Origin of the sequence: Prevotellamassilia timonensis (genome assembly GCF_900106785.1) — a bacterium.
Lineage (GTDB): Bacteria > Bacteroidota > Bacteroidia > Bacteroidales > Bacteroidaceae > Alloprevotella > Alloprevotella timonensis.
This window is the reverse complement of record NZ_LT629841.1, coordinates 209,801-232,712: the sequence shown is the minus strand read 5'-3', so window position 1 is coordinate 232,712 and position 22,912 is coordinate 209,801. Positions and strand designations below refer to the sequence as shown.

The window sequence follows — 22,912 nt, the reverse complement described above, 5'->3', positions numbered from 1 at the left end:
AAGTCCCTCTTTCGCTTTGCACTGCATTCGGTTTGCACTAACTTTGTCGCCAAATCAACCCAACACACATTATATACCAGACCATGAATTGGTTAACAACGCTTTTTGAAATACCATCAGCCATACAGGCTGTCATTATTATTTGCCTGATATGCGCGCTCGGACTGGCTCTGAGCAAGTGGCGCATACGTGGTATCAGTCTTGGCGTCACCTACGTGTTCTTTTTCGGCATATTGGCCGGAGCCGCAGGTTTGAAGGTCGACAGCCAGATGCTGAACTATGCCGAAAGCTTTGGCTTGATACTGTTTGTATACACATTGGGCTTGCAGGTGGGTCCGGGCTTTATGAGCACCTTCCGCAAGGGCGGTACCACACTCAACCTGTTGGCACTTGGTGTGGTGGTGCTGGGCACGGTGCTGGCACTTGTGCCGGGCTGGACCGGACTGCTGCCTTTGCCCGACATGATGGGCGTGCTGTGTGGCGCCACTACCAACACTCCGGCACTCGGTGCGGCTCAACAAACGCTCAAGCAGTGCAACATGCCAGCCTCGGGTGCGGCCCTGAGCTGTGCTGTGACGTATGCCTTTGGCATGGTGGGCGTGATTGTGGCCCTGCTGCTGGTGAAGGGCTGGCTCTCACGCCACGAAAAGGCGAGCGACGACAATAACGACGATGAGGCTTTTATAGCCTCGTTCCTGGTGTGCAACCCGGCCGTGTTTGGCCACACCCTGGGCGAGATAAGCGGCATGGACGAAAGTAAATTCGTGGTGTCGCGCTTGTGGCGCGATGGCAAGGTGATACTGCCCAATGCCGACACACGACTCGAAAACGGCGACCGCATACTTGTTATCACGCATCAGCGGCAGGTGGCGCAGCTCACCATATACTTTGGTCAGCGCGATGAAACGAACTGGAACCGCAACGATGTGGACTGGAACGCGCTCGACTCAAAACTTATATCGCAACGCATACTCATTACGCAAGCCAGCATTAACGGACGACACTTGGGCGACTTGCAACTGCGCAACCGCTACGGCGTGAATGTGAGCCGTGTGCAACGCTCGGGCATACAACTCGTGGCTACCCCTAACCTGACACTGCGCATGGGCGACCGTGTGACGGTGGTAGGCGAGGCTGAGAGCATAAAGCGCGTGGCTACCGAACTGGGTAATGTGGTGAAACGCCTTGACGAGCCTAATATGGTGACCATATTCATAGGCATTGTGCTGGGTTTGCTGTTGGGCAGTATCCCAGTGTTTGTGCCCGGCATAAAGTTTCCCGTCACGCTCGGTTTGGCGGGCGGTCCCATTGTGATGGGCATACTCATTGGCGCCTTTGGTCCACGTTTCCACATGGTGGCCTACACCACCACGAGTGCCAACCTGATGTTGCGCTCGTTGGGTTTGTCAATGTATCTGGCCTGCTTGGGGCTTGATGCGGGCAAGGACTTCCTTGCCACCGTCATGCAGCCGCAAGCTTTGTGGTGGATAGGCATTGCCATGGTTATCACCCTGGTGCCGGTTATCATCATGAGCATAGTGGGCGTGGTGTGTTACAAACGCAGCTATGCCACCACGGCAGGCATGCTCTGTGGCGCCATGGCCAACCCTATTGCCCTGGAGTATGTCAACGACTCGCTGCCCGGCAACGACAAGGCTTCTGTGGCCTACGCCACCGTATACCCTCTCGGTATGTTTTTGCGCGTAATCATTGCGCAGCTCATCGTCATGCTGTGGGTGTGAGGGGGTGATGGGTTAGAGGGTGTTATGAGGTTAGGGGGGTAGGAGGTTAAATGGGTTAGCGGGTTAATGGGTTAAAAGATTACCGCTGCTTGCCCAGTTCGTAAAAGTTGAGAAAGTTACTTTTTAACCCCCTAACCCGCTAACCCCCTAACCCAAAACAACAACTGTCATCAATTAAACACACATCTATATAATGAATTTCTCAAACATCATGAAGAAGGCAGCACCCGACCTCGTGGCGGTGCTCATATTCCTGGCTATCAGCATAGCCTACTTCTTCACCCCTATGAGCGAGGGCCTGGTATTGGGTGGACACGACAGTGTGGCCGCCGAGGGCCTGAAGCAGGAGCAGGTGCAGTATAAGCAGCACCATGGTGGCGAGGTGAGCCGTTGGTCGAATGCCATATTCAGCGGCATGCCCACCTATCAGACTGCCCCCTCGTACAGTGCCACCGATACCCTCAACAAGGTGGGCTACACCTTTGGCCTTGGCACCATCTACTGGTTTCCGGCCATCAGTTTCCTGTTCGTTTATTTGCTCGGCTTCTACATTCTGCTGCGCGCATTCAACTTTAAGCCCTATCTGGCAGCGTTAGGCGCCATATTGTGGGCCTTCTCGTCCTACTTCCTCATTATCATTGCCGCCGGCCACCTCTGGAAGGTGATGACCCTTGCTTTCATACCGCCCACCATAGGCGGTTTGGTGCTGTGCTACCGCGGCAAATATTTGTGGGGCGGTGCTGTTACAGCCCTATTTACGGCCCTGCAGGTGGTGAGCAACCACATACAGATGTCGTACTACTTCATCTTTGTCATGGCCTTTATGGCAGTGGCCTACCTCGTCGACGCCATTGTGCGCCGCAAAATGGGCAGCTGGCTCAAGGCCACCGGTGTGCTGATAGTGGCCGGCTTGCTTGGCGTGGCAGCCAACCTGCCCAACCTTTACCACACCTACCAGTATGCGCAGGAGTCAATGCGTGGCAAGGCCGAACTCACCGCACAACCCGCCAAGGGCCAAACGGCACAAAAGGCCACCTCGGGTCTCGACCGCGACTACATCACCATGTGGAGCTATGGCATTGACGAAACCCTTACACTGCTCATTCCCGACTACAAGGGCGGCGGCTCATCGTCAATCCTCGACCGCGAAAACGTAGAGGACTTGCCCGGCTACGACGACTTTTACCAGTGCGCCGGCCAAACTCAGCAGGTTTTCCAGCAGAGCGGACTGCAAGCCACTCCCCCGGGTCTCAACCTCTATTGGGGCGAACAACCCTTCACCGTAGGCCCCGTGTATGTGGGTGCCCTGGTGTGCTTCCTGTTTGTGCTCGGCCTGTTCTATGTAAAGGGCCCTGTAAAGTGGGCCTTGCTGGCCGCCACCGTGCTCAGTCTGCTCTTTGCATGGGGTAAATATGTGGGCGTTACCGACTTCTTTATCGACCACCTGCCCATGTACGCCAAGTTCCGCACCGTAAGTTCAGCCCTCGTCATAGCCGAATTTACCATGCCGCTGCTCGCCATACTCTGTTTGTACGAAATAAGCAAGCGCAAGGAACTCTTCCAGCTCACCAACTGGAAACAGGCTCCGATGGTAAAGAAGGTAGGTCTGCCCGTAGCCACTGTGCTCACCCTCGGCTTCTGCCTGCTTGTTTGGCTGGCCCCGGGCGTGGTGGGCGACTGCATATCGCAAAGCGACGCCACCACCTTCGACTACATGCGCCAGGCCGGTTTCCCCGCCGACCTCGTGGGCCGCTATATGGCCGCCATCACCTCTATGCACCATGCCATACTCTCGGCCGACGCCTTGCGCTCAGCCTTTATCATTGTGCTGGGCGTATTGGTTATCTGGGCCTATGCCGCCAACAAGTTGCAGGGCTGGCTCATGTGCTTGCTGCTGGGCATCATCTGCCTGGCCGACATGTGGCAGATTGACAAGCGCTACCTCAACAATGACTCGTTCACCGAGGAGTCGGTAATGGAGGAGAACTTTACCAAGTCGCCCGCCGATGCCCGCGTGCTGCAAGACACCACCTACTACCGTGTGGTAAATCTCGGCACAGGCGGCAGTCCGTTCAACGAAACGTCAAACGCCACCTCATACTACCACCACAGCATTGGCGGCTACCACGCAGCCAAATTGCACCGCTATCAGGACCTTATCGACCGCCAGCTCAACAACGAGCTGCAGCAGTTCGTCAATGCTGTGAACAATGCACAAGGCGACATGAGCCAGGTTAAAGGCGACAGCATATCGCCCGTGCTCAACATGCTCAACACCAAATACTTTATGTTTGGCAAGCAGGCCGACCAGGTGGTGCTCAACCCCTATGCCAACGGCAACGGCTGGTTTGTGAGCAACATCAACTTTGTGAAAAATGCCGACGCCGAAATGGCCGGCCTCACTGGGCTTGACACCAAACACAAGGCTGTGGCCGACGAAAAGTTCCGCGCCGTGCTCGACGGCTCGCCTCTCGACAGCGGCAGCGTGCAGGTAACAGCCCACGACCTCGACTGCCTGAAGTACACCATCAGCTCGCCCAAGGGCGGCGTAGTAGTGTTCTCCGAAATATACTACCCCGGCTGGACCGCCACCATCGACGGCAAGCCCGCCGAATTGGGCCGTGTCAACTATGTGTTGCGCGCCCTCAAGGTGCCTGCCGGCAAGCACCAGGTGGTCATGACCTTCCACCCCGCCAGCATCACCGCCACCAACAGCGTGGCCTACGCAGCACTGGCTGTGATAATAGCCCTGTTCGCTTTTGCGCTATGGCGCCAGAGCAAAGGCAAGGAACGCACCAGCAATGGCGCAGAAGAATGCAGCAAATTAGCAAAATAAAATGCGTTAAAACTTTTCGTTTGTACCAACATTTTCGTACTTTTGCTGCGGTAAAGCGCGGGCACTTGCTCTGCCTGCTGCCTAACCCTACTAACAAGTAAACTTTTTTTATTAACTAATAAAGCATTATGGCAACATTAGATTTAACCAAGTACGGTATTACCGGCGCAACAGAGATCGTTCACAACCCCTCATACGAGCAGTTGTTCGAAGAGGAAACCAAGGCAGGTCTCGAAGGTTTTGAAAAGGGTCAGGAAACTGAACTCGGCGCTGTTAACGTAATGACAGGTATCTACACTGGCCGTTCTCCTAAGGACAAGTTCATCGTAATGGACGAGAACTCAAAGGACACAGTGTGGTGGACTACTCCCGAATATCCCAACGACAACAAGCCTGCTTCACAGGAGGCTTGGGCAGCCGTTAAGGAAATCGCTAAGAAAGAGCTCTCTAACAAGCGTCTCTTCGTAGTAGATGGTTTCTGTGGTGCCAACAAGGAAACTCGCATGTCTGTGCGCTTCATCGTTGAAGTTGCTTGGCAGGCTCACTTCGTAACTAACATGTTCATCCGTCCTTCAAAGGAAGAACTTGAGAGCTTCGAACCTGACTTCATCGTTTACAACGCATCAAAGGCTAAGGTAACTAACTACAAGGAACTCGGCCTCAACTCAGAAACTGCCGTTGTATTCAACATCACAAGCCGCGAGCAGGTTATCATCAACACTTGGTACGGTGGTGAAATGAAGAAGGGTATGTTCTCAATGATGAACTACTACAACCCCCTCAAGGGCATCGCTTCTATGCACTGCTCTGCTAACACCAACATGGAAGAGACAAGCTCTGCCATCTTCTTCGGCCTTTCAGGTACTGGTAAGACTACCCTCTCTACCGACCCGAAGCGTAAGCTCATCGGTGACGACGAACACGGCTGGGACGACAACGGTGTGTTCAACTACGAAGGTGGTTGCTACGCAAAGGTTATCAACCTCGACAAGGAAAGCGAGCCCGATATCTACGGCGCTATCAAGCGTGACGCACTCCTCGAGAACGTAACTGTTGATGCTAACGGCAAGATTGACTTCGCTGACAAGACTGTAACTGAAAACACTCGTGTAAGCTATCCTATCTACCACATCAACAACATCGTTAAGCCTATCAGCAAGGGCCCCGCTGCAAAGCAGGTTATCATGCTCTCTGCCGATGCCTTCGGTGTACTTCCTCCTGTATCTATCCTCTCTGAGGCTCAGGCTCAGTACTACTTCCTCTCTGGCTTTACTGCCAAGTTGGCTGGTACTGAACGTGGTATCACCGAGCCTACTCCTACTTTCTCAGCTTGCTTCGGCCAGGCATTCCTCGAATTGCACCCCACCAAGTACGCTCAGGAACTCGTTAAGAAGATGGAAAAGAACGGTGCCAAGGCTTACCTCGTAAACACTGGTTGGAATGGTTCAGGCAAGCGTATCTCTATCCGCGATACACGTGGTATCATCGACGCTATCCTCGATGGTTCTATCGACAAGGCTCCTACCAAGACTGTTCCTTACTTCGACTTCGTTGTTCCTACTGAACTCCCCGGCGTTGATCCTAAGATCCTCGATCCTCGCGACACTTACGCTGACGCTTCAGTATGGGAAGAGAAGGCTAAGGACCTCGCTGCACGCTTCATCAAGAACTTCAAGAAGTACGAAACCAACGAAGCTGGTAAGGCTCTCGTTGCTGCTGGTCCCCAGCTCTAATCGTGCGGCTTAAATAAGTTCTAAGCTTAAAGCATAACAACTCAAAGAGTTGGCTCTGCACCCCGGTGCAAGGCCAACTCTTTTTGCGTTATATGCTAATGGGGTAATATGCTAATGTGCCAATTAGCATATTAGCACATTATCTCATTGCCCTCATTGCCCCATTACCCCATTGGCAAGCGAGCACAAAAAATCCCGCTCCGACACATCAGTGTTGGGCGGGATTAAGCTTTTCAGAGTCTCGTTAGTAAACCTCTGTACAGCAGCGTGATTACTTACGCAAGCCGAGGTTCTTAACGATAGCACGGTAACGCTCGATGTCCTTGCGCTTCAGGTAGTTGAGGAGCGCGCGGCGCTTACCTACCATCTTAACGAGTGAGCGTTCAGTCGTATGATCTTTACGGTTCTGCTTCATGTGCTCCGTCAAGTGGGCAATACGGTAAGAAAACAAGGCCACCTGGCTCTCTACTGAACCAGTGTCCGAATTAGACTGTCCGTACTTGCCAAAGATCTCTTTCTTCTTTTCAGAATCTAAGTACATTGTGTATGAATTATGAGATATGAATGTAATAATGCTCTGTGTGGCATTGTGCGCAAGGTTGCGCGCAGCTGCTTTACACATAGCGGCTGCAAAGGTAGCAACTATTCTCAAAAGCTCCAAGTGTTTCGGCCGATAATTGTGCGTAATGTGCTGATATTGCGGCATTTATGTCCTAAAGTGTAACATTGCAAGCTAATTTCACACATTTGCAAAGGGTATTTTGGGCAAATAAGTGTATATTTGAGCGTTGATAAGACGGGCTGCTGCATGGTGGTGGCTGTGTGGGCCGCAGGAGTGGTCTGCCGCTCTCTTGATGCTAATGTATAGCCCTCCTCTCTCCACACTAAAAATAGTACAAACATGAGCAAGAATATAACCATACGTTGCAAAAACACGGGGCGCACACACAAGGTGCCCATAGGCTTTAATCTTGAAGAGGTGTATGAAATGCTCGACCTTAACATGCCCTACGGCCCGACCAGTGCCAAGGTAAACAATAAGGTTGAGGGCCTGCACTTCACGTTTTTTACCGACAAAGATGTGGAGTTCCTCGACATCACCTCATCGTCGGGCTTGCGCACCTACACGCGTTCACTGTTCTTTGTGCTTTACAAGGCGGTGCGCGACATTTATGGTCCTTCGGCCCGTTTGCGCATCGAAACCCCCGTGTCGAATGGCTACTATTGCCGCCTCATTACGGGTTCGAACGACGGTGTGGTGTCGCAAATGGTGGTAGACCAGCTCAAGCAGCGCATGGCGCAGATAGTGGCGGCCGACATACCATTTCACCGCATAACCTGTCCTACCGAGCAGGCTGTGGCGCGCTTCCGTGCCGACGGGCTTGAGAGCAAAGCCAAACTGCTTGAGAGTGTGGGCAAGCTCTACACCACCTACTACACCCTTGACGACACGGCCGACTACTTTTATGGTTCGTTGCTCATCAAAACCTCGCAAATCTATTTGTTCGACCTGGCGCTCTATGGCGACGGCTTGCTGTTGCGCATACCCGACCCTGAAAATCCCTCACAACTACGCCCCATGGTTGAACAACCCAAAATGTTTGAAGTGTTCAGTGAGCAGCACCGCTGGAACGAGATATTGGGTGTGACCACCATCGGCGAGTTCAACGATGCTTGCAGCCATGGTTACACCAACAACCTTATCAACGTGAGCGAGGCTCTGCAGGAGAAGAAAATTGCCCACTTGGCCGACCGCATAGCTGCCAACCCCGAACTCAAGGTGATACTCATAGCCGGCCCATCGTCGAGTGGCAAGACCACCTTCAGCAAGCGCCTCAGCGTGCAGCTTATGGCTTGTGGCCTTCGCCCGTTGCCCATATCTACCGACGACTACTTTGTCGACCGTGTCAACACGCCGCGCGATGCCGATGGCAATTACGACTTTGAGCACATTGACGCCATGAACATACCCTTGCTCACCGAGCAGATAAATGCCCTCATACATGGCGAGGAGGTGGAAACACCACGCTACGACTTTGCTTCGGGCAAGAGTGCGCCCAGCGGCCACCATTACCACCTTGACGAGCACGACATACTGATACTCGAGGGCATTCATGCCCTTAATCCGCGGTTGACAGAGGGTGTGGCCGACAAGCACAAGTTCAAGATATATGCCTCGGCCCTGACCACCATATTGCTCGACGACCACAACTACATACCTACCACCGACAACCGTTTGCTGCGCCGCATTGTGCGCGATCACAAGTATCGTGCGCGTTCGGCACAGGAGACTATTGCGCAATGGCCCTCGGTGCGCCGTGGCGAGGAGCGTTGGATATTCCCCTTCCAGGAGCAGGCCGACGAAATGATGAACACGGCATTGCTCTTTGAATTTGCGGCCTTGCGCGACCAGGCGCTCCCCTTGCTTGAAGAGGTGCCCGAGTCGGCTCCCGAATACTCTGAGGCATACCGCTTGCGCAAATTTCTGAGTTACCTCAAACCTATTTCCATACGTGGTTTGCCCCCAACCTCGTTGTTGCGCGAGTTCCTGGGCGGCAGCACGTTCAAGTATTAACGTATAGGTTGACGGGTTAAACGCGTCATAGTGTACTTGTCTCTGGTGAAACGTAAACATCGAACGGACTCAAGCACAAAACTCAAGCACCCAACGCTACCACTAAACGCAAGCTCTAATGGGGGCGACGCGTCCCGCGTCGGAAATGAAATCAAAGGCTCACAGACAAGCGTGTAATTGGCATTGTCTGTGAGCCTTTATTAAGTGTATGAACATGGCACTTTCCCGACGCGAGACGCGTCGCCCCCATTAGTGCTTGCGTTTCTTCTAGCACCAAATGCACCCCCAACGCTACCACCCAACGCAAGCTCTAATGGGGGCGACGCGTCCCGCGTCGGAAATGAAAGCAAAGGCTCACAAACAAGCGTGTAATTAGCACTGTCTGTGAGCCTTTATTAAGTGTATGAACATGGCACTTCCCCGACGCGAGACGCGTCGCCCCCATTAGAGTTAGCGTTTGATGCTAGCGTTGGGTGCTTGTGTTTTGTACTTGAGAACGTTCGCCTGTTCACGTTTTAACAGGCAGCATAGCCTATAGCCAAGAACCGGTTAAGAGTTGCTGCGGTCCTTTTCAATCAGTTCGAGCAGCTTGTCAACGGCCTCGTCGGTTGGTATGTTCTTTTCAACACACACCTTGCCTCGGTAAAGGCTCACCTTGCCGCGTGCGGCGCCCACATAGCCATAGTCGGCATCGGCCATCTCGCCTGGGCCATTCACTATGCAGCCCATAATGCCTATTTTAAGGCCCTTGAGATGCGCTGTGGCAGCCTTGATGCGGGCAATGGTGCCTGGTAGGTCGTAGAGCGTGCGGCCGCAGCCAGGGCAGCTGATATACTCCGTCTTGGTAGTGCGCAAGCGGGCAGCCTGCAGTATGGCAAAGGCTGTGGCGTCCTGCACCTCGAGCGGCAGCGGGCGCTGACCCTCAGGCTTCTGGTTGAACAGCATGATGCCGTCGGTCAGCCCGTCAAACATCAGTGCGCCCATGTCGGCAGCAGCGTAAAGCTGGAAATTCTCCTTGTCGCCCTCGCCCATGCGGTATTGCTCAAAGAACACCACCGGGGTGCGCAGTTCCTCACACCACAGTTCGTGCACCAGTGCGCGTTGCTCGCCCAAGCGGTTCTGGTGGTTGCTTTGTGCTATGATAACCACCCCGGGCACGGTGCGCAGCAGCGCCTTCACCTCGTCGTCAAGGTCGAGGTAAGTGAGGAACAAGAACTTGATGCTTGCCCTGCACGCAGGCATGGCCATGAGGTAGCGTTTCGTAAACACGGGATAAGTGCCCACCTCGCCCTGCCACAAGTCAGCGTCCACCAAATAGCCCGTGCCAGCCATGCGTTTGTCCTTGCCGGGCAGGCTGCGCCCCACATAAATGTAGTCGGGCGTGGGCTGGCCGTTGGTAGCCGTGTACGTCTCGTTGTTGAGGCGTGTGGATATGACCACCGGCACATTGTCGCCACCTATGTTGCCAACCGCAGTGGTACGGCGGCGCGAAGGATTTTCGTAGTTGAACTGCGGGGCCTCCTTTCCGGGAATTTCGGGGTGTCCGGCGCGTCGCACCACATATTCGGCCAGTTTGTAGGCCACAGGCACCTCCACCTCGGGAGCCTCGCTCAAGCTTACGCGCAGCGTGTCGCCAATGCCGTCGGCCAGCAGTGCGCCAATGCCCACGGCACTCTTTATGCGTCCGTCCTCGCCCTCGCCGGCCTCGGTCACGCCAAGGTGCAGCGGAAAGTCCATGTGCTCCATGCGCATCACGCTGCACAGCAGGCGCACCGAGCGCACCATCACTTGCGTGTTAGATGCCTTGATAGACACAGCCACGTCCTTGAATCCCTCCTTCACACACACACGCAGAAACTCCATGCAGCTCTCCACAATGCCCGCCGGCGTGTCGCCGTAGCGGCACATGATGCGGTCGGAGAGCGAGCCGTGGTTCACGCCAATGCGCAGAGCCGTGTGGTGCGCCTTACAGATGTTGAGCAGTTTGGTAAACCGCTCTTCAAGTCGTGCCAGTTCGGCGGCATACTCCTCGTCGGTGTATTCCAGGTGTTTGAACTGTCGTGCCGGGTCCACATAGTTACCCGGATTGATGCGCACCTTCTCCACAATGGCAGCCGCCACATCGGCCACATTGGGGTTGAAGTGCACGTCGGCCACCAGCGGGCGGTCGTAGCCGCGCTTCAGCAGTTCGTCTTTGATGTGGCGCAGGTTCTCGGCCTCGCGTGTGCCCTGTGTAGTCAGTCGCACATAGTCGGCCCCAGCGTCGAATATGGCCATACACTGCTTCACGCAACCCTCGGTGTCGGTGGTGGCAGTGGTGGTCATGCTCTGTATGCGCAGCGGATTATTGCCGCCGAGTGGCCGGTTGCCAATCACCACCTCGTGGCTCATTCGCGGATTATAGTTGAATATCGACACTTATGTAGTAAGCTTAGTTTGTTTTGAATTGATATTTCACCTCGTGCAGGTCGGCGTTGGCCTTCACAATCTTCTGCTTCAGGCCCTCTTTATAGTCAGCCAGGCGTTTGGCCAGAGTCTCGTCGGAGAGTGCCAGCATTTCAACAGCCAGGATAGCCGCATTCTGTGCACCGTTCACGCCAACAGTGGCTACGGGAATGCCGGGAGGCATCTGTATGATAGAGAGCATGGCGTCCAGTCCGTCGAGCATGCCCTTGATGGGTACACCTATAACGGGCAGCGTAGTGCTGGCGGCAATCACGCCAGGCAGTGCAGCAGCCATGCCGGCACCGGCAATGATCACACGCAGGCCGCGTGCTTGTGCACCATGTGCAAAGTCCTCCACCTCGGCAGGTGTGCGGTGTGCCGAGAGGGCATTCATTTCGAAAGGCACTTGCATCTCTTCAAGAAACTTGGCAGCCTTCTCCATAACGGGCAGGTCGCTTGTGCTGCCCATGATAATGCTAATAATTGGTGTCATAATTATATTTGTAGAGTTTGAAGTCTATATATGAGGGCGTGGTTAACCTGTCAACTCGTTAACCTGTCAACCATTCATATCAGCAAAATGCTGACAAATCCGCTCACCACGCCAACCAGTACGCCCCACCCTATTTCGGCGTAGGTGTGCTGTCGCAGAATGAGGCGTGCCGAGCACACCATGCCGCAGAGCAGCGTGGTGAGGCACACCCACCATGTGGGGTCGAAGGCAAAGATGAACGAAAAGGCTATCAGTGCCCCCACCACACCCCCCGAGGCGGCAGCGTGTGTGCTGATTTTGATAAAGTTGTTAACAATGGCGCACACCACCTGTATGACCAGCGCGCCGCCAATCACCCCCAACGCAAAGCGTGGCATGTGAATGCCGTAGAGCAGGTAGAGCAGTGCACCATAGCTCACAATGCTCAGCACGTAAGGCACATAACGGCGTTCGCGGCGGCTCATTTGGTGCCGTGTCCACCCATTCAGCTTGCGGTAGCAGTATATGGCCACATGGGGCAGCAGTATCGTAAAGAAGTATACAATCAGTGTAAGTATCACCTTTGTCTGCATGGGCAGCATGTTCAGGTAGCTGAACAAGAACAGCACCACAAAGGCCACTACCGGCAGGTAAAACGGCGAGTAGAGCGACGACACAACGTGGGCAGTGAGCACTATCAGTTCGCTGCTCACCCCGCTGGCCTTCTCACGCAGATTGTGCGCCGTGTGGGCGCTTGATTCGTTATGTATGTCAGTATTGTCCAAGATGTATCTGTTTTGTGTTGATTGATTAGGGGTAACCTGTTCCCCCCCTGCCCCGTTCACTCCTTGCGCAGGCGTGCGGTAGGCAGTCCCAGCATATCGCGGTATTTGGCCACAGTGCGGCGAGCCACATTGTAGCCAGCCTCCTTGAGCTTGGCGGCCAGCGCCTCGTCGCTCAGCGGGTGACGCTTGTCCTCGCCGTCAATCAGCTCGCGCAGAGCCGCCTTAACCTTGCGGGCAGAGAGTTCGTCGCCATCGCTTGTGGTGAACTGTGACGAGAAGAAAAACTTGAGCGGGTAAGTGCCGTACATAGTCTGCACATATTTGCTGTTCGTCACGCGCGACACGGTCGAAATGTCCACCCGTGCCATTTCGGCAATTTCCTTCAGCGTGAGCGGCACCAAGTCGTTCTCGTCATCATCGTTCACAAAAAAGGCGTGTTGCTTGTCAACAATGGCACGCATAACCGACATCAGAGTCTCCTTGCGTCGCGTGAGCAAGTTGATAAACGACAAGGCCGAGTCCACCTTTTGGCGGGCGTAGGTGTAAGCGTCGCGTTGCTCGCGCGACAGTTTCGTCTTGTTGCCGCCATACTGCTTGATGCTGTCGCGGAAAGCCTGGCTCACCCTCAGTTCGGGCACATCGCCATTGTTCATGCCCACCTCCACGCGTCCTTCGTCGTCAACCCTGACATAGAAGTCGGGCACCACCGTTGGGGCACTTGGTGCGGTAGAGTCGTTAAGGGCACTGCCCGGACGCGGATTGAGGTGAACGAGCAAGTGGCGCACATGGGCAAAGGTGTCATCGTCCATGCCAAGGCGCTGCTTAACCACGTTCCAGTGGCGCCCCACAAAGTCCTTAAAGCAGCGGTCAACCACCTCCAGCGCCAGTTTGGTGTAAGGCGTGCGGCGCTCGGGGTCAGTCAGTTGTATGTGCAAGCACTCCTGCAGCGAGCGTGCACCGATGCCTCGCGGCTCAAACTGTTGCAAAATGCCGAGCAAGCGTTCAAGTTCGTGGCGGTCGGTGTTTATATTGTGGTAAATGGCCAACTCGTCGGCCAGCGCATCAAGGTCCTTCCGCAAAAAGCCGTCCTCGTCGAGCGAGCCAATGACATATTCCATCACCTCCTGTTCGTGTTCGGTAAGGTTGTGCTCACTGATTTGCTGCTGCAAGTCCTCGTAGAATGAGGTCTGTCCTGAGTACTGCATCTCTTTGCGGTCGCGTTCCTCGTCGGCGCGTTGTTGCAGGTAGTCAGGCACATCGTCGGCCGAGAAGTAGTCGCCCATAGCGTCAGCCTCGCGTCCGTAGTCCTCGCTCTCCTCATAGGCATTTGCCTCGTCGGCCTCAGCGTCCTTGTCGTTCTCCTCGTTGTTATCGTTATTGTCAGTATTATCGGCCTCGTCGTGTGTAGGATAGTCCTCGCCGTCCTTCTCCTCGAGTGCGGCGTTGTCCACCATTTCATCTCTCACCCGTGCGGCCAGTTCGGTTACGGGCAGCTCCACAAGTTTGGCCACCGCCACTTGTAGCGATGCCAACTGCTGTGTTTGCACAGCCGCCTGTGTTTGTTCTAATCGTTGTGCCATAGGTAACGTCTGTTTTATGCTACAAAGGTACTGCAAACCGAGCGCAATGGAAAGGAAAAACGATGCAATCTTTTTCCTTTTCATTGCCGAGGTGCCGCGTAGCTTATTCAAAGGTACTGCAAACCGAGCGCAATGAAAAGGAAAAACGATGCAATCTTTTTCCTTTTCATTGCCGAGGTGCCGCGTAGGTGGCGCGTACTTTATCTAATTGTACTGCAAACCGAGCGCAATTTGCACTAACTCAGTGCAAATTTTGCCAATAATTGCACTAACTCGGTGCAATTTGCGGCCAAATTTGCACCGAGTCAGTGCAATTTTAGTACATTTGCATAAAATGACTTGAGATATGGAGCAGCTAATTCAACGACATAACAACATAGTGGCGCGCACACCGGTACAATTTCGCCGCTATATGTACAACAAGATAGACTGGAGCAACCGCATGATAGGTTTGACCGGCCCTCGAGGTGTAGGCAAAACAACCCTTGTTTTGCAGCGCATAAAGCAACAATTGCAGGGGGAGAAGGTGTTGTATGTGAATATGGAGGACTTCTATTTTACTACACACCGCCTTGTCGACTTTGCCGGACAACTGTCGAAACTTGGCTACAAATATTTGTTTGCAGACGAGATACACCGCTATCCCGATTGGTCGAAGGAACTGAAGTTGATATACGACTACTACCCGGACTTGTGCGTGGTGTTCACTGGTTCGTCGGTGCTCGACATCAGAAAGGGCGTGTCGGACTTGAGCCGCCGTGCGGTAATGTACCACATGCAAGGACTGTCGTTCAGAGAATATCTTGAATACGCACATGGCATAGTCGTGCCAGTACACTCACTGGAGCAGATATTGCAGCAAAATGCTGAAGTTGGTGCGATAGAACACCCCTTGGCCTATTTTGCTGAATATTTGCACAATGGATATTACCCGTTTGCGTCGGAGTCGGGATATATAGAGAAGCTCAGGCAGATTGTGAGTATGTCGGTTGATGCAGACATACCCGCATTTGCGATGATGAGTTATGCTGTGGCGTACAAGCTGAAACGGCTGCTGTCAATCATAGCTGAGAGCGTACCCTTTAAGCCCAATATGAGCAAGATTGGCGAGATGGTGGGGGTAAGCCGTAATGTGGTGGCCGAACACCTTACGCTACTTGAGGAGGCCGGACTTGTGGCGCAATTACGTGATGACACAGTTGGCATACGACAGTTGGGCAAGGTGGATAAAGTGTATCTTGACAACACGAACATCATATATGCCCTTGCTCCTCAAAATGCTAACATTGGCAATGTGCGTGAAACTTTTTTCAACAATCAGGCGCGTGTAGTGGCAGATGTTGTGGCGTCAAGACAAACAGACTTTTGCATAGGTGGTGCCAGCTTTGAGATAGGCGGACGCAAAAAGGGAAATGCCCAAATTGAAGGGTTGCAGAATGCCTATGTTGTGAAGGACGACATTGAGTATGGACACGACAATGTACTGCCTTTGTGGTGGTTTGGGCTGTTGTATTAAGTGGGCGTGGAAGGCCGTGTTGTGCAGTTTGCCACCCCGTTTGCCTGTGGGCTAATTTTAGTGCACAATGTGCAGGTGTTTTACCATAAATACTGATTTGGCAATTTTGCTTGCATCTTGCACTTTTTGCTCTAAATAAACTGAAAATCAGCGGATTATGTAGTGTAGGTACACCTGCACAGTGCTTGCACTTGCTTGCACTGCACCTGCACTTTGTCTGCACAGTGCTTGCACTTGTCTGCACTAACAATAACGGATTTTTACGGGCGCAGCCACGTATAACAGCATAGGGAGGTAGGAAATTGTTTTGGAGAAACCGAAAATTCTACCTCCCTAAATTCGTGCGCCGCTCTGGCACAATAGTAAATACTACTGCACTTTGGTGCGTCTTTACATACACTTGTGCAGGCAATGTGTATGCAGTGACAGCTGTTACCTACACATTCAGAAGCTTTGAAAACCAGTGCGTTACGCCAAAAAGTGCAAGGTGCAGGTAAAATCCCCAAACAAATATTTATGGTTGTTGCATTGTGCACTAATGGGGACGAGGCGCCTCGCAAGAATACGCAAGCACTAAATGCTAACACTAAATGCTAACACTAAATGCTAACACTAAACGCAAGCACTAAACGCTAACACCAAATGCAAGCACTAAACGCAAGCGTTTAGTGTTAGCATTTAGTACTTGCGTTTTGTGTTTGCGTTTAGTGCTTGCATTTAGTGCAAGCGTTTAGTACTTGCCTTTAGTACTTGCCTTTAGTACTTGCGTTTAGTGTTAGCATTTAGTGTTAGCCTTTAGTGCCAGCGTTTAGCACTAACGTTTAGTGCTATCGTTTAGTGCTAATGCCCCACCGCCACCTTGAAGGTGCGGCCCTCCGTCACAGCGTCAGAGCACACAGTGATGAGGTAAGGGCCGGCCGGCAAGTTGAAAGTGTACGACACGGCAGCAGGCTGAAACTCGCGCACAAGGCGACCCGTGGGGTCGAACACAAGCACCGCACGCAGGCAATCGTCGGGCGCGGTGGTGGCAGTGACCATGCCCCCCTGTGAGGCCCAGCAGCGCAAGGCCGTTTGCACAGGTTGGGGCGCAATGGCTTGCGATGTGAGCGCGTAGCGGCCCACCGCATTGGGCGTGAGCGTTACAGCCGTGCTGTCGGTGAGCAGCGTGTAGTGCTTGGTGTGCGCATCGTACAGGTAGAGCGGTTTGCGCAGCTGGTCGGTGCCAGCTATGTGCAGCGTGGCAGCACTGGTGGTGGGGGCCACAATGCCCAGCGGCACATTGCACAGATCGGGCACATGGTTGATGGCGGCCGCCAACTGGCCCGCCATGGTGTAAAGCGTGAGGGCAGAGCCCGTGGTGTTGGAGTCGAACATGGCCTCAACGTCCTCACCCTCCTTAAAGTCGGCCGCGGCCCCTTTGTCCGCCACAATGCTTGCGCTGGTGGTGTGGCTGCCGCTGGTGAGCGTAAGGCGCAGCGTGGCCTCGGCCGACTGCGTCACGGCCGAGGTGAAGGGCACCGTCATGATGGGCAGAAACTCAATGTTTTGCAGCAAGGTGCCGCTCACGGGTTTGACAAAGAAAGCCGTCATGGGCGCCACCACATTGTCGGCGCTGGCATCAAAGGCACACATCTGCCCGTTCTGCATGGTCCAGTATTTGGGGTAGAGCTGCGTGTTCTGGTCGAAGAAACGCTTCATGTGGAGCGACGACATGTAAGGGTTTCCCACAAGGTAGTAGCCGTTGTCCTGGTGCTTGTTAGCCTCGTCGATGCTGATGACGAGGCGTCCGGTGAGCTTTTGCGGGTCGCCCACTGCGGGGTCGGAGGTGGCCAGTTGGCCTTGACCGGTGCGTGCAGGCAGTGCCACCGTTTGGCGCTTAGTGCCATCGGCGCGGTAGTAGGCATACTGCGTGTCGGCCTTTGGCAGGCGCACCAGGGTGGGCTGGCCCGTGAGCGGCTTGTCCTCGCTCAGCAGGGCCGCGCCGCGACCGGGGGCATAGGGCACCGTCACATCGTTGTAGCGGCTGCTCCACTGCTGCATTACGGCCAGGGTGTCGGTGCCACTGAACGAGTCGTAGTCGATGTAAGCATCGTAGTCGTTGCGCAGGGCATCGTCGGAGTCGGTAATGACCATAGACTGCGCCTTGTCCCAGCTGCGCTGGTAGATGGGGTAGCCCGCGCGGCTGTTTACGGCGGCATTGTAGGTGATGGGCTTGAAAGCCTCGGTAAGCTGGCGGCCAGTGGCCTGCGGCACATAAAAGTCGCCAGCGTAAACCGACTTGAGCGGCGAGCTCCACATGGTCCACTCGCCCGGCTGCATCTCAACGTCCACCCACGCCTGGTTATACTGCAAGTATTGCTGGTAGCGCAGTTCGGCACGCGGCTTGAAGTACACCTGGTCGCACGTGTTGGCATAGAAGCGCACACAGTCGTAATAGGTGCCTGTGGCCGATGTGACGGGCTTGTCGTTAAGCACCATGTAGTAGGCTATGTTGGTGGTGGCCGGCGCATTCACCGCGTTGTCAAGGTAGATGAGCAGCGAGTCGTGTGCGGCCACGGAGTAAGTGCCAAGGAAGGGAGGCTCCCCACCAGTTGGCACAATCACCTTGGTGGTGCGCAGCGGAATGAAAGCGTGCGGTGTGCTGCCGGCATCGCTGCCCGCAGTTTGCTGCAGTCCCGGAATGTCAGTGCCATAATCCTTGTAGGTGGTGCTGTACAGTTCGGCCTTGCTGGCGCGTCGCCAGTTGGCATCGTTGTTCCAGTTGTCGTTGTTGGCCAGTTGGTTGGTCCACGTCACATACTCGGGTATGACCTGCAGCGTGATGTAGGTAGTGCCCTTGCAGGTGTTGGCCGAGCCGGGGTTCTGTGTGGCATCGTAGTATTGCATTTCGAGCGTGTAGTCGTAGCCTTCGTGCAGTTCGATGCCCGCAGCCTTGGCCGGTGCCAGATTGAACGACAGGTTGCGTGTGGCGGGCTGTATGGTGGGGTTTTGCACAGTGCCAAAGCTCTTGCCAATGTTGGCCGTGTTGAGTGGGTCGTTGGTGGCGCTCAGTATGAGCTGTGCCGGGGCTGTGCCGGCATTGTACGTGACAAACTGCAGGTTGTGCAGTTTGGTGCTGATGGGGCGTTGCGCGTCGGCATAGCTGTGTATGGGCACACGCAGGTATTTGCCATCAGTCATGAGGGCGGCCATTTGGTTGAGGTCGAGACGCAGGTAGCGCGCGGTGTGTGCCCATTCGTCGGGATAGGTGACCGAGGGGAAGCCCAGGTTGAGCACAGGCCCGTCGTGGGTGAGCGTGGCCGAGGTTTCGAGCGGATAGCCGCAAATGGTGAAGTGTTGTACCGGCATGGTGCGCGGTTCGGTGTGTTGTCCGGCAAGTGGAATGAGCGTAATCTTGACAACGCGATTGCCATCGGCAGGCAGGTTGAAGGGCGCCTTGAAGGTGTCGCTTGCCAGCAGATAGAGCTTTTGCTCATACTCATTGATGCTGTTGCTTGGCACGCCCTTCACATATTGGTGCAACAGCGTGGAGTCGGCCTTGGTGTAGCAGCCCTTGGTGGGCTGCAGGGTGGTGTCGTTGGGGTATTCGGCACGGAAGTTGACAAGGGCGGTGTTGAGGCCGCTCACCGCTTGAAAATCGGCTACTGAACCGCTGAACCAGTCGAAGGGCCAGCGGCTCACCTCTATGCGTCCGCCGTTCACGCCGTCGGGTAGCGACAGGCGGCCCTTCATCTGCACCATGACCGTGGTGGCGCCACACTCGGCCGAGAAGGTGGTGTTGACCGAGCCATTCTCGTCGGTCACTACGGCATCTTGCTGCACATAGTCCTGCGGTTCGCTGTAGATGGAGCACGTGGCGTTGGGGGTGCCCCATGACGATGGTTCGTACACCTCCACCCCGTTGACAATGCGGCGCCGCGGTGTGGCTATCGACACATAGTACTGCTTGTGGGGGTCGAGTTTGAAAAAGCGGTTGGCCAGTATGAGGTGGTAGTATTCGTTGGCATCTGCGTACAGGTTGCGGCGGTTAAGGGTGTCGGTGCTGTGCACCACAATGGCGCCATAGTCGTGTGTGTGGCCGGCATTGTAGGTAGAGTCGCCATACGCCGTGTTGACCGGTAGCCCCGTGTCGGCATGCACCAGCCGCCAAAAGAGCGGGCGTGTGATGTCGGTGGTGGCGTCGGTATAGTTGGGCAGTTCGAGAGCGTCCTTCACTTGGCCGTACACCATGGTGAGTTTGAGTTTGGCGCCATTCTCGCGGTTTTTGCAGATGTCGGCATCGTCGCTTTGCTGCAGCACCTCAATCTTCGGGTTCTTAACGTAGATGCGTATGTCGTCAATGGCAAAGTCGTTGCCATCAGTGCTGGCTCCCTGATTGTCGACGGTGATGTAAAAGTGTGAATACTTTTCGGGGTGTGTGCCAGTAGCTATTACCGAGAACGCAAACACTTGATACCACCGGCCGGTTTCGGTGGCACCTACCGACTTGAAATCGCCCGAGGCAAACGACTGTATGAGTTGGCTCTGCTTTTTCCCCGTTTGTTGGTCGATGGCCTCGCCGTAGAGTTTGAACATGAGCTGTGGCGGCGCGGCAGTCTTATCAGTCATGTTGGCAATGTTGATAGTGGCAATGACGGTAGAACCTTCGCACAGGTTGGCATCGAAGTCGGTTGAGATAATGGGGCGTGCCTCGTCGGTTGCATCAAGGTATACGAAATAGCCGTATTGCTTGCCGCCTGTGCGGTAGTAGGTGGCATCGTAAAGTGTTTCAGGGGCATAGAAACAGTAGCTTCCAATGGCATTCTTTGAGGCAACGGGGTCGTTCATTGACTTTATAATCACGTAGTCGCCATGGTAGGGCGAGTATTTGTACCACTGCTTCATCCAGTCAGAATTAAGGGCCATTTGTGATGTGAGCCCGGGGTACACAAAACCATAGTAAGTGCGGTTCCAGTCTAACGGTTGGTTCCACTGGTTGTTGTAGGCATCGCCATTGACGTATATTGTGTCAGGCTTGTTATAATTCATGCCCGCCATGTCGTCGAAGCTGATGTCGGCCACTTGGGTGTAGTTGCGTTCGAGCACGGCGTGTGTGCGGTTGTAGTCGAGGCTGTCGATGTCCTGCGGAGCCGATTCAGCACGGAAGTAGCAGGTGTAACGTGCCACAGGCGTGGAGTGCTTGGTGGTGGCAGTGTGGCTGTCGTAGTCGTTGACATAGGCCAACACATAATAGGGTTGCCCTATGGCCATGCTGCTGATGGTGTGCACGTCTGATGAGGGCTGGCCAAGACCGTCGCTCACGGGCCTGTATTCGCCTTTGAACGATTCTATGTTGATATTGATGTCATATCGGCCTTGGAGCATGGCCTCGGTTCCTTCGGTATTTTTCAGTATGTGGTAGTAGTATTTAGTGCCGATACGTGTGATGGCCGTCCATGTTACCGTTTTGCCCTGGCATAGCGTGGTGCCGAAGTGGCTCTCCTGTGACGGGGCAGCAAAGTCGGTGTTGGTGTAGGGGTAGAAGTAGTACATGCTCAAGTCGCTGATGGCCATGCGCAGGGTGATGTTGCCCTTGTAGCCATTGTACATGCCGAGCGTTATGTGGCCGTTGTCCTCGTAGGCAGTGCCAGACATGAGGGCTTTCTTGATGTTGTCGGCAATATCGGTGGCTGGGCGCACCTTGAACAGATAGCGCAACGAGAGCGTGGGCTCGTATTTAACGTCAGGGGCTGTGCCGGGGTAGTCCTTATAGCGGCTCACATCGCAAGCCACGTCGGTGCCGGTCCAACCGCTTGTAGGGGTGTTGAACATTACAGAAGCCACATTCTCAACCGTGGCCCACTCATTATAGCCAAGTTGATATTTGAACAGGCCGTATGACTGGTCGTGGTCGTCATAACATGGCTCCTCGAGTTTGTAGCCAGTGTTGTTGGTGGTGCTGATGTAGGTGCAGGCGCGGTCGGTGGCATTGTCGTACCACCTCCAATATCCAGTCGGCTCGATGGAACTTGTAGTCTTGTCGCTGCCATCATGGCTGGCTATAGGTACGATAAGTTTGCGCTTCTCGCCAGGTTTAACGTAGTATTGGTAGGTCCATTGCGCCACTTGTTGGCGGCCGTCTTTCAGTCCCTCGGGGGCATAGTTGTAGGCATAGCCCGAGGAGTGTTGGAAAGTGTAAGGCTTGTAAGTATATTCAGTCACCGAGCTCCATGCCACGGGGTCTTGTGCTACAAAGTAGTCGGGGTATTTGGTGTTGACATTGACAAGATTACCAGCTACCAGGCCGGTGTTATTGTCGCTATAGAGACGCACCACTTTGATGTCGCTGGGCGTTTTGCCTGCTGGCAGGGTGATACGCAAACTTTGTGGGTTAGTAGTAGCTGTTGTACGTGAGTAGAATGTTTGGCCTTGTGGCGTTTTGTAAAATGCCCCCAATACAGGCCATAAGGTGTTGACAGGTGCTATGTAGTCTTGGCTGTTTTCAATCATCTGCCCTGTGGTGCGGTCAACCAGATACAAGCGTGAGAATTTATTGTTCCCAGCATCGGCTGTTATCTCAAAGTTCGTGGCATTCTTACTGCAAGTGAAATAGGCTTGGTCTGCCGTTAAGTGTGAGGCGTCAGTTGTAATATAGCAGGCTCGGGCATTAGTCTGGTCCACCAGTCTGAAACTGTACTTGAGCTGGAACTTGGCTGGCTCGGCCGTTACGGCACCGTTGGCAGTGGTGAGGGGGTTGGTGTCGTCAATTTTGGCAATGAGCGCCACCACCTTTTGGCCCACAGTGCCGGCATTCTTGTAGTTGAGGTCGAGAATGGCGGCTTTGTTGGCCGAGTTAAAAGGCGTGGTGGTGAGCGTGCTGCACCAATAAAGGCACTGCGTGTCGGTAATGTGCCCCTTGTCGGTGGTGGCCGGTGTGAGTTTGCCGTCGATGTTGGCCAAGGTGCCGTCGGCATTTTCGATGTACCAACGTATGTAGAGCGACTGCCCTGAGGCGTTCTCTGTCAGTCCTAAATCGGCCAGTATCCTGGTATAGTACTTGCTGAGTTTGATGGCCGTCACATCAGTCTTAGTTTCGGCTATAGAGCCAGATGCCACATTGTTGAGGTAGGCATGCGCCACGTCGGCATCGGCCACGGCCGTCACGCTCCAGGCACGGACTGTGGCGGTGTGGAATAACAGCAACAATAGTAATGACAGACGTATGGTGAGATGCTTTGTCATAATGGTT

11 protein-coding genes are annotated in these 22,912 nt (G+C 54.2%); 5 read left to right on the top strand and 6 right to left on the bottom strand.

Annotation, left to right across the window (positions count from 1 at the left end):
• The first annotated feature begins 83 nt into the window (after positions 1 to 83).
• The 3 genes from BQ5453_RS02715 (at position 84) to pckA (ending at position 6,311) form a co-directional block, all read left to right on the top strand.
• Complete coding sequence (locus BQ5453_RS02715) at positions 84 to 1,742, top strand: putative transporter (RefSeq protein WP_071122034.1); 1,659 nt, start codon at positions 84 to 86, stop codon at positions 1,740 to 1,742.
• 193 nt (positions 1,743 to 1,935) lie between these two features.
• Positions 1,936 to 4,578 (top strand): YfhO family protein, encoded by a 2,643-nt coding sequence (locus BQ5453_RS02710; protein ID WP_071122033.1) that lies wholly within the window; start codon positions 1,936 to 1,938, stop codon positions 4,576 to 4,578.
• 128 nt (positions 4,579 to 4,706) lie between these two features.
• A complete protein-coding gene (gene pckA, locus BQ5453_RS02705) occupies positions 4,707 to 6,311 on the top strand; it encodes a phosphoenolpyruvate carboxykinase (ATP) (RefSeq protein ID WP_071122032.1) in 1,605 nt (534 codons plus the stop codon).
• Positions 6,312 to 6,582: 271 nt separating this feature from the next.
• On the opposite strand, the gene rpsO is transcribed toward pckA, so the two are convergent.
• Positions 6,583 to 6,852, bottom strand: coding sequence for a 30S ribosomal protein S15 (gene rpsO, locus BQ5453_RS02700; protein WP_022101646.1), 270 nt, complete (start codon positions 6,850 to 6,852; stop codon positions 6,583 to 6,585).
• Between the two features lie 360 nt (positions 6,853 to 7,212).
• Between rpsO and BQ5453_RS02695 the strand changes: the two genes are divergently transcribed.
• Entirely contained in the window at positions 7,213 to 8,886 is a 1,674-nt protein-coding gene (locus tag BQ5453_RS02695; RefSeq protein WP_022101645.1) for a nucleoside kinase, read from the top strand.
• Positions 8,887 to 9,435: 549 nt separating this feature from the next.
• Here BQ5453_RS02695 and BQ5453_RS02690 read toward each other — a convergent pair.
• The 4 genes from BQ5453_RS02690 to rpoN all read right to left on the bottom strand — a co-directional run bounded on the left by BQ5453_RS02690 (position 9,436) and on the right by rpoN (position 14,168).
• A complete protein-coding gene (locus BQ5453_RS02690; RefSeq protein WP_071122031.1) occupies positions 9,436 to 11,304 on the bottom strand; it encodes a 4-hydroxy-3-methylbut-2-en-1-yl diphosphate synthase in 1,869 nt (622 codons plus the stop codon).
• A 13-nt stretch (positions 11,305 to 11,317) separates the two neighbouring features.
• Positions 11,318 to 11,824, bottom strand: coding sequence for a 5-(carboxyamino)imidazole ribonucleotide mutase (purE, locus tag BQ5453_RS02685; RefSeq protein WP_022100990.1), 507 nt, complete (start codon positions 11,822 to 11,824; stop codon positions 11,318 to 11,320).
• Between the two features lie 74 nt (positions 11,825 to 11,898).
• Positions 11,899 to 12,588: a hypothetical protein gene (locus BQ5453_RS02680; RefSeq protein ID WP_235860014.1), complete on the bottom strand. Its 690-nt coding sequence runs from the start codon at positions 12,586 to 12,588 to the stop codon at positions 11,899 to 11,901.
• 56 nt (positions 12,589 to 12,644) lie between these two features.
• Positions 12,645 to 14,168: an RNA polymerase factor sigma-54 gene (gene rpoN, locus BQ5453_RS02675; protein ID WP_071122030.1), complete on the bottom strand. Its 1,524-nt coding sequence runs from the start codon at positions 14,166 to 14,168 to the stop codon at positions 12,645 to 12,647.
• A 346-nt stretch (positions 14,169 to 14,514) separates the two neighbouring features.
• Here rpoN and BQ5453_RS02670 point away from each other — a divergent pair, with 346 nt between their 5' ends.
• Entirely contained in the window at positions 14,515 to 15,684 is a 1,170-nt protein-coding gene (locus tag BQ5453_RS02670) for an ATP-binding protein (protein WP_071122029.1), read from the top strand.
• 840 nt (positions 15,685 to 16,524) lie between these two features.
• On the opposite strand, the gene BQ5453_RS02665 is transcribed toward BQ5453_RS02670, so the two are convergent.
• Positions 16,525 to 22,905: a hypothetical protein gene (locus BQ5453_RS02665; protein ID WP_071122028.1), complete on the bottom strand. Its 6,381-nt coding sequence runs from the start codon at positions 22,903 to 22,905 to the stop codon at positions 16,525 to 16,527.
• Positions 22,906 to 22,912 lie beyond the last annotated feature (7 nt).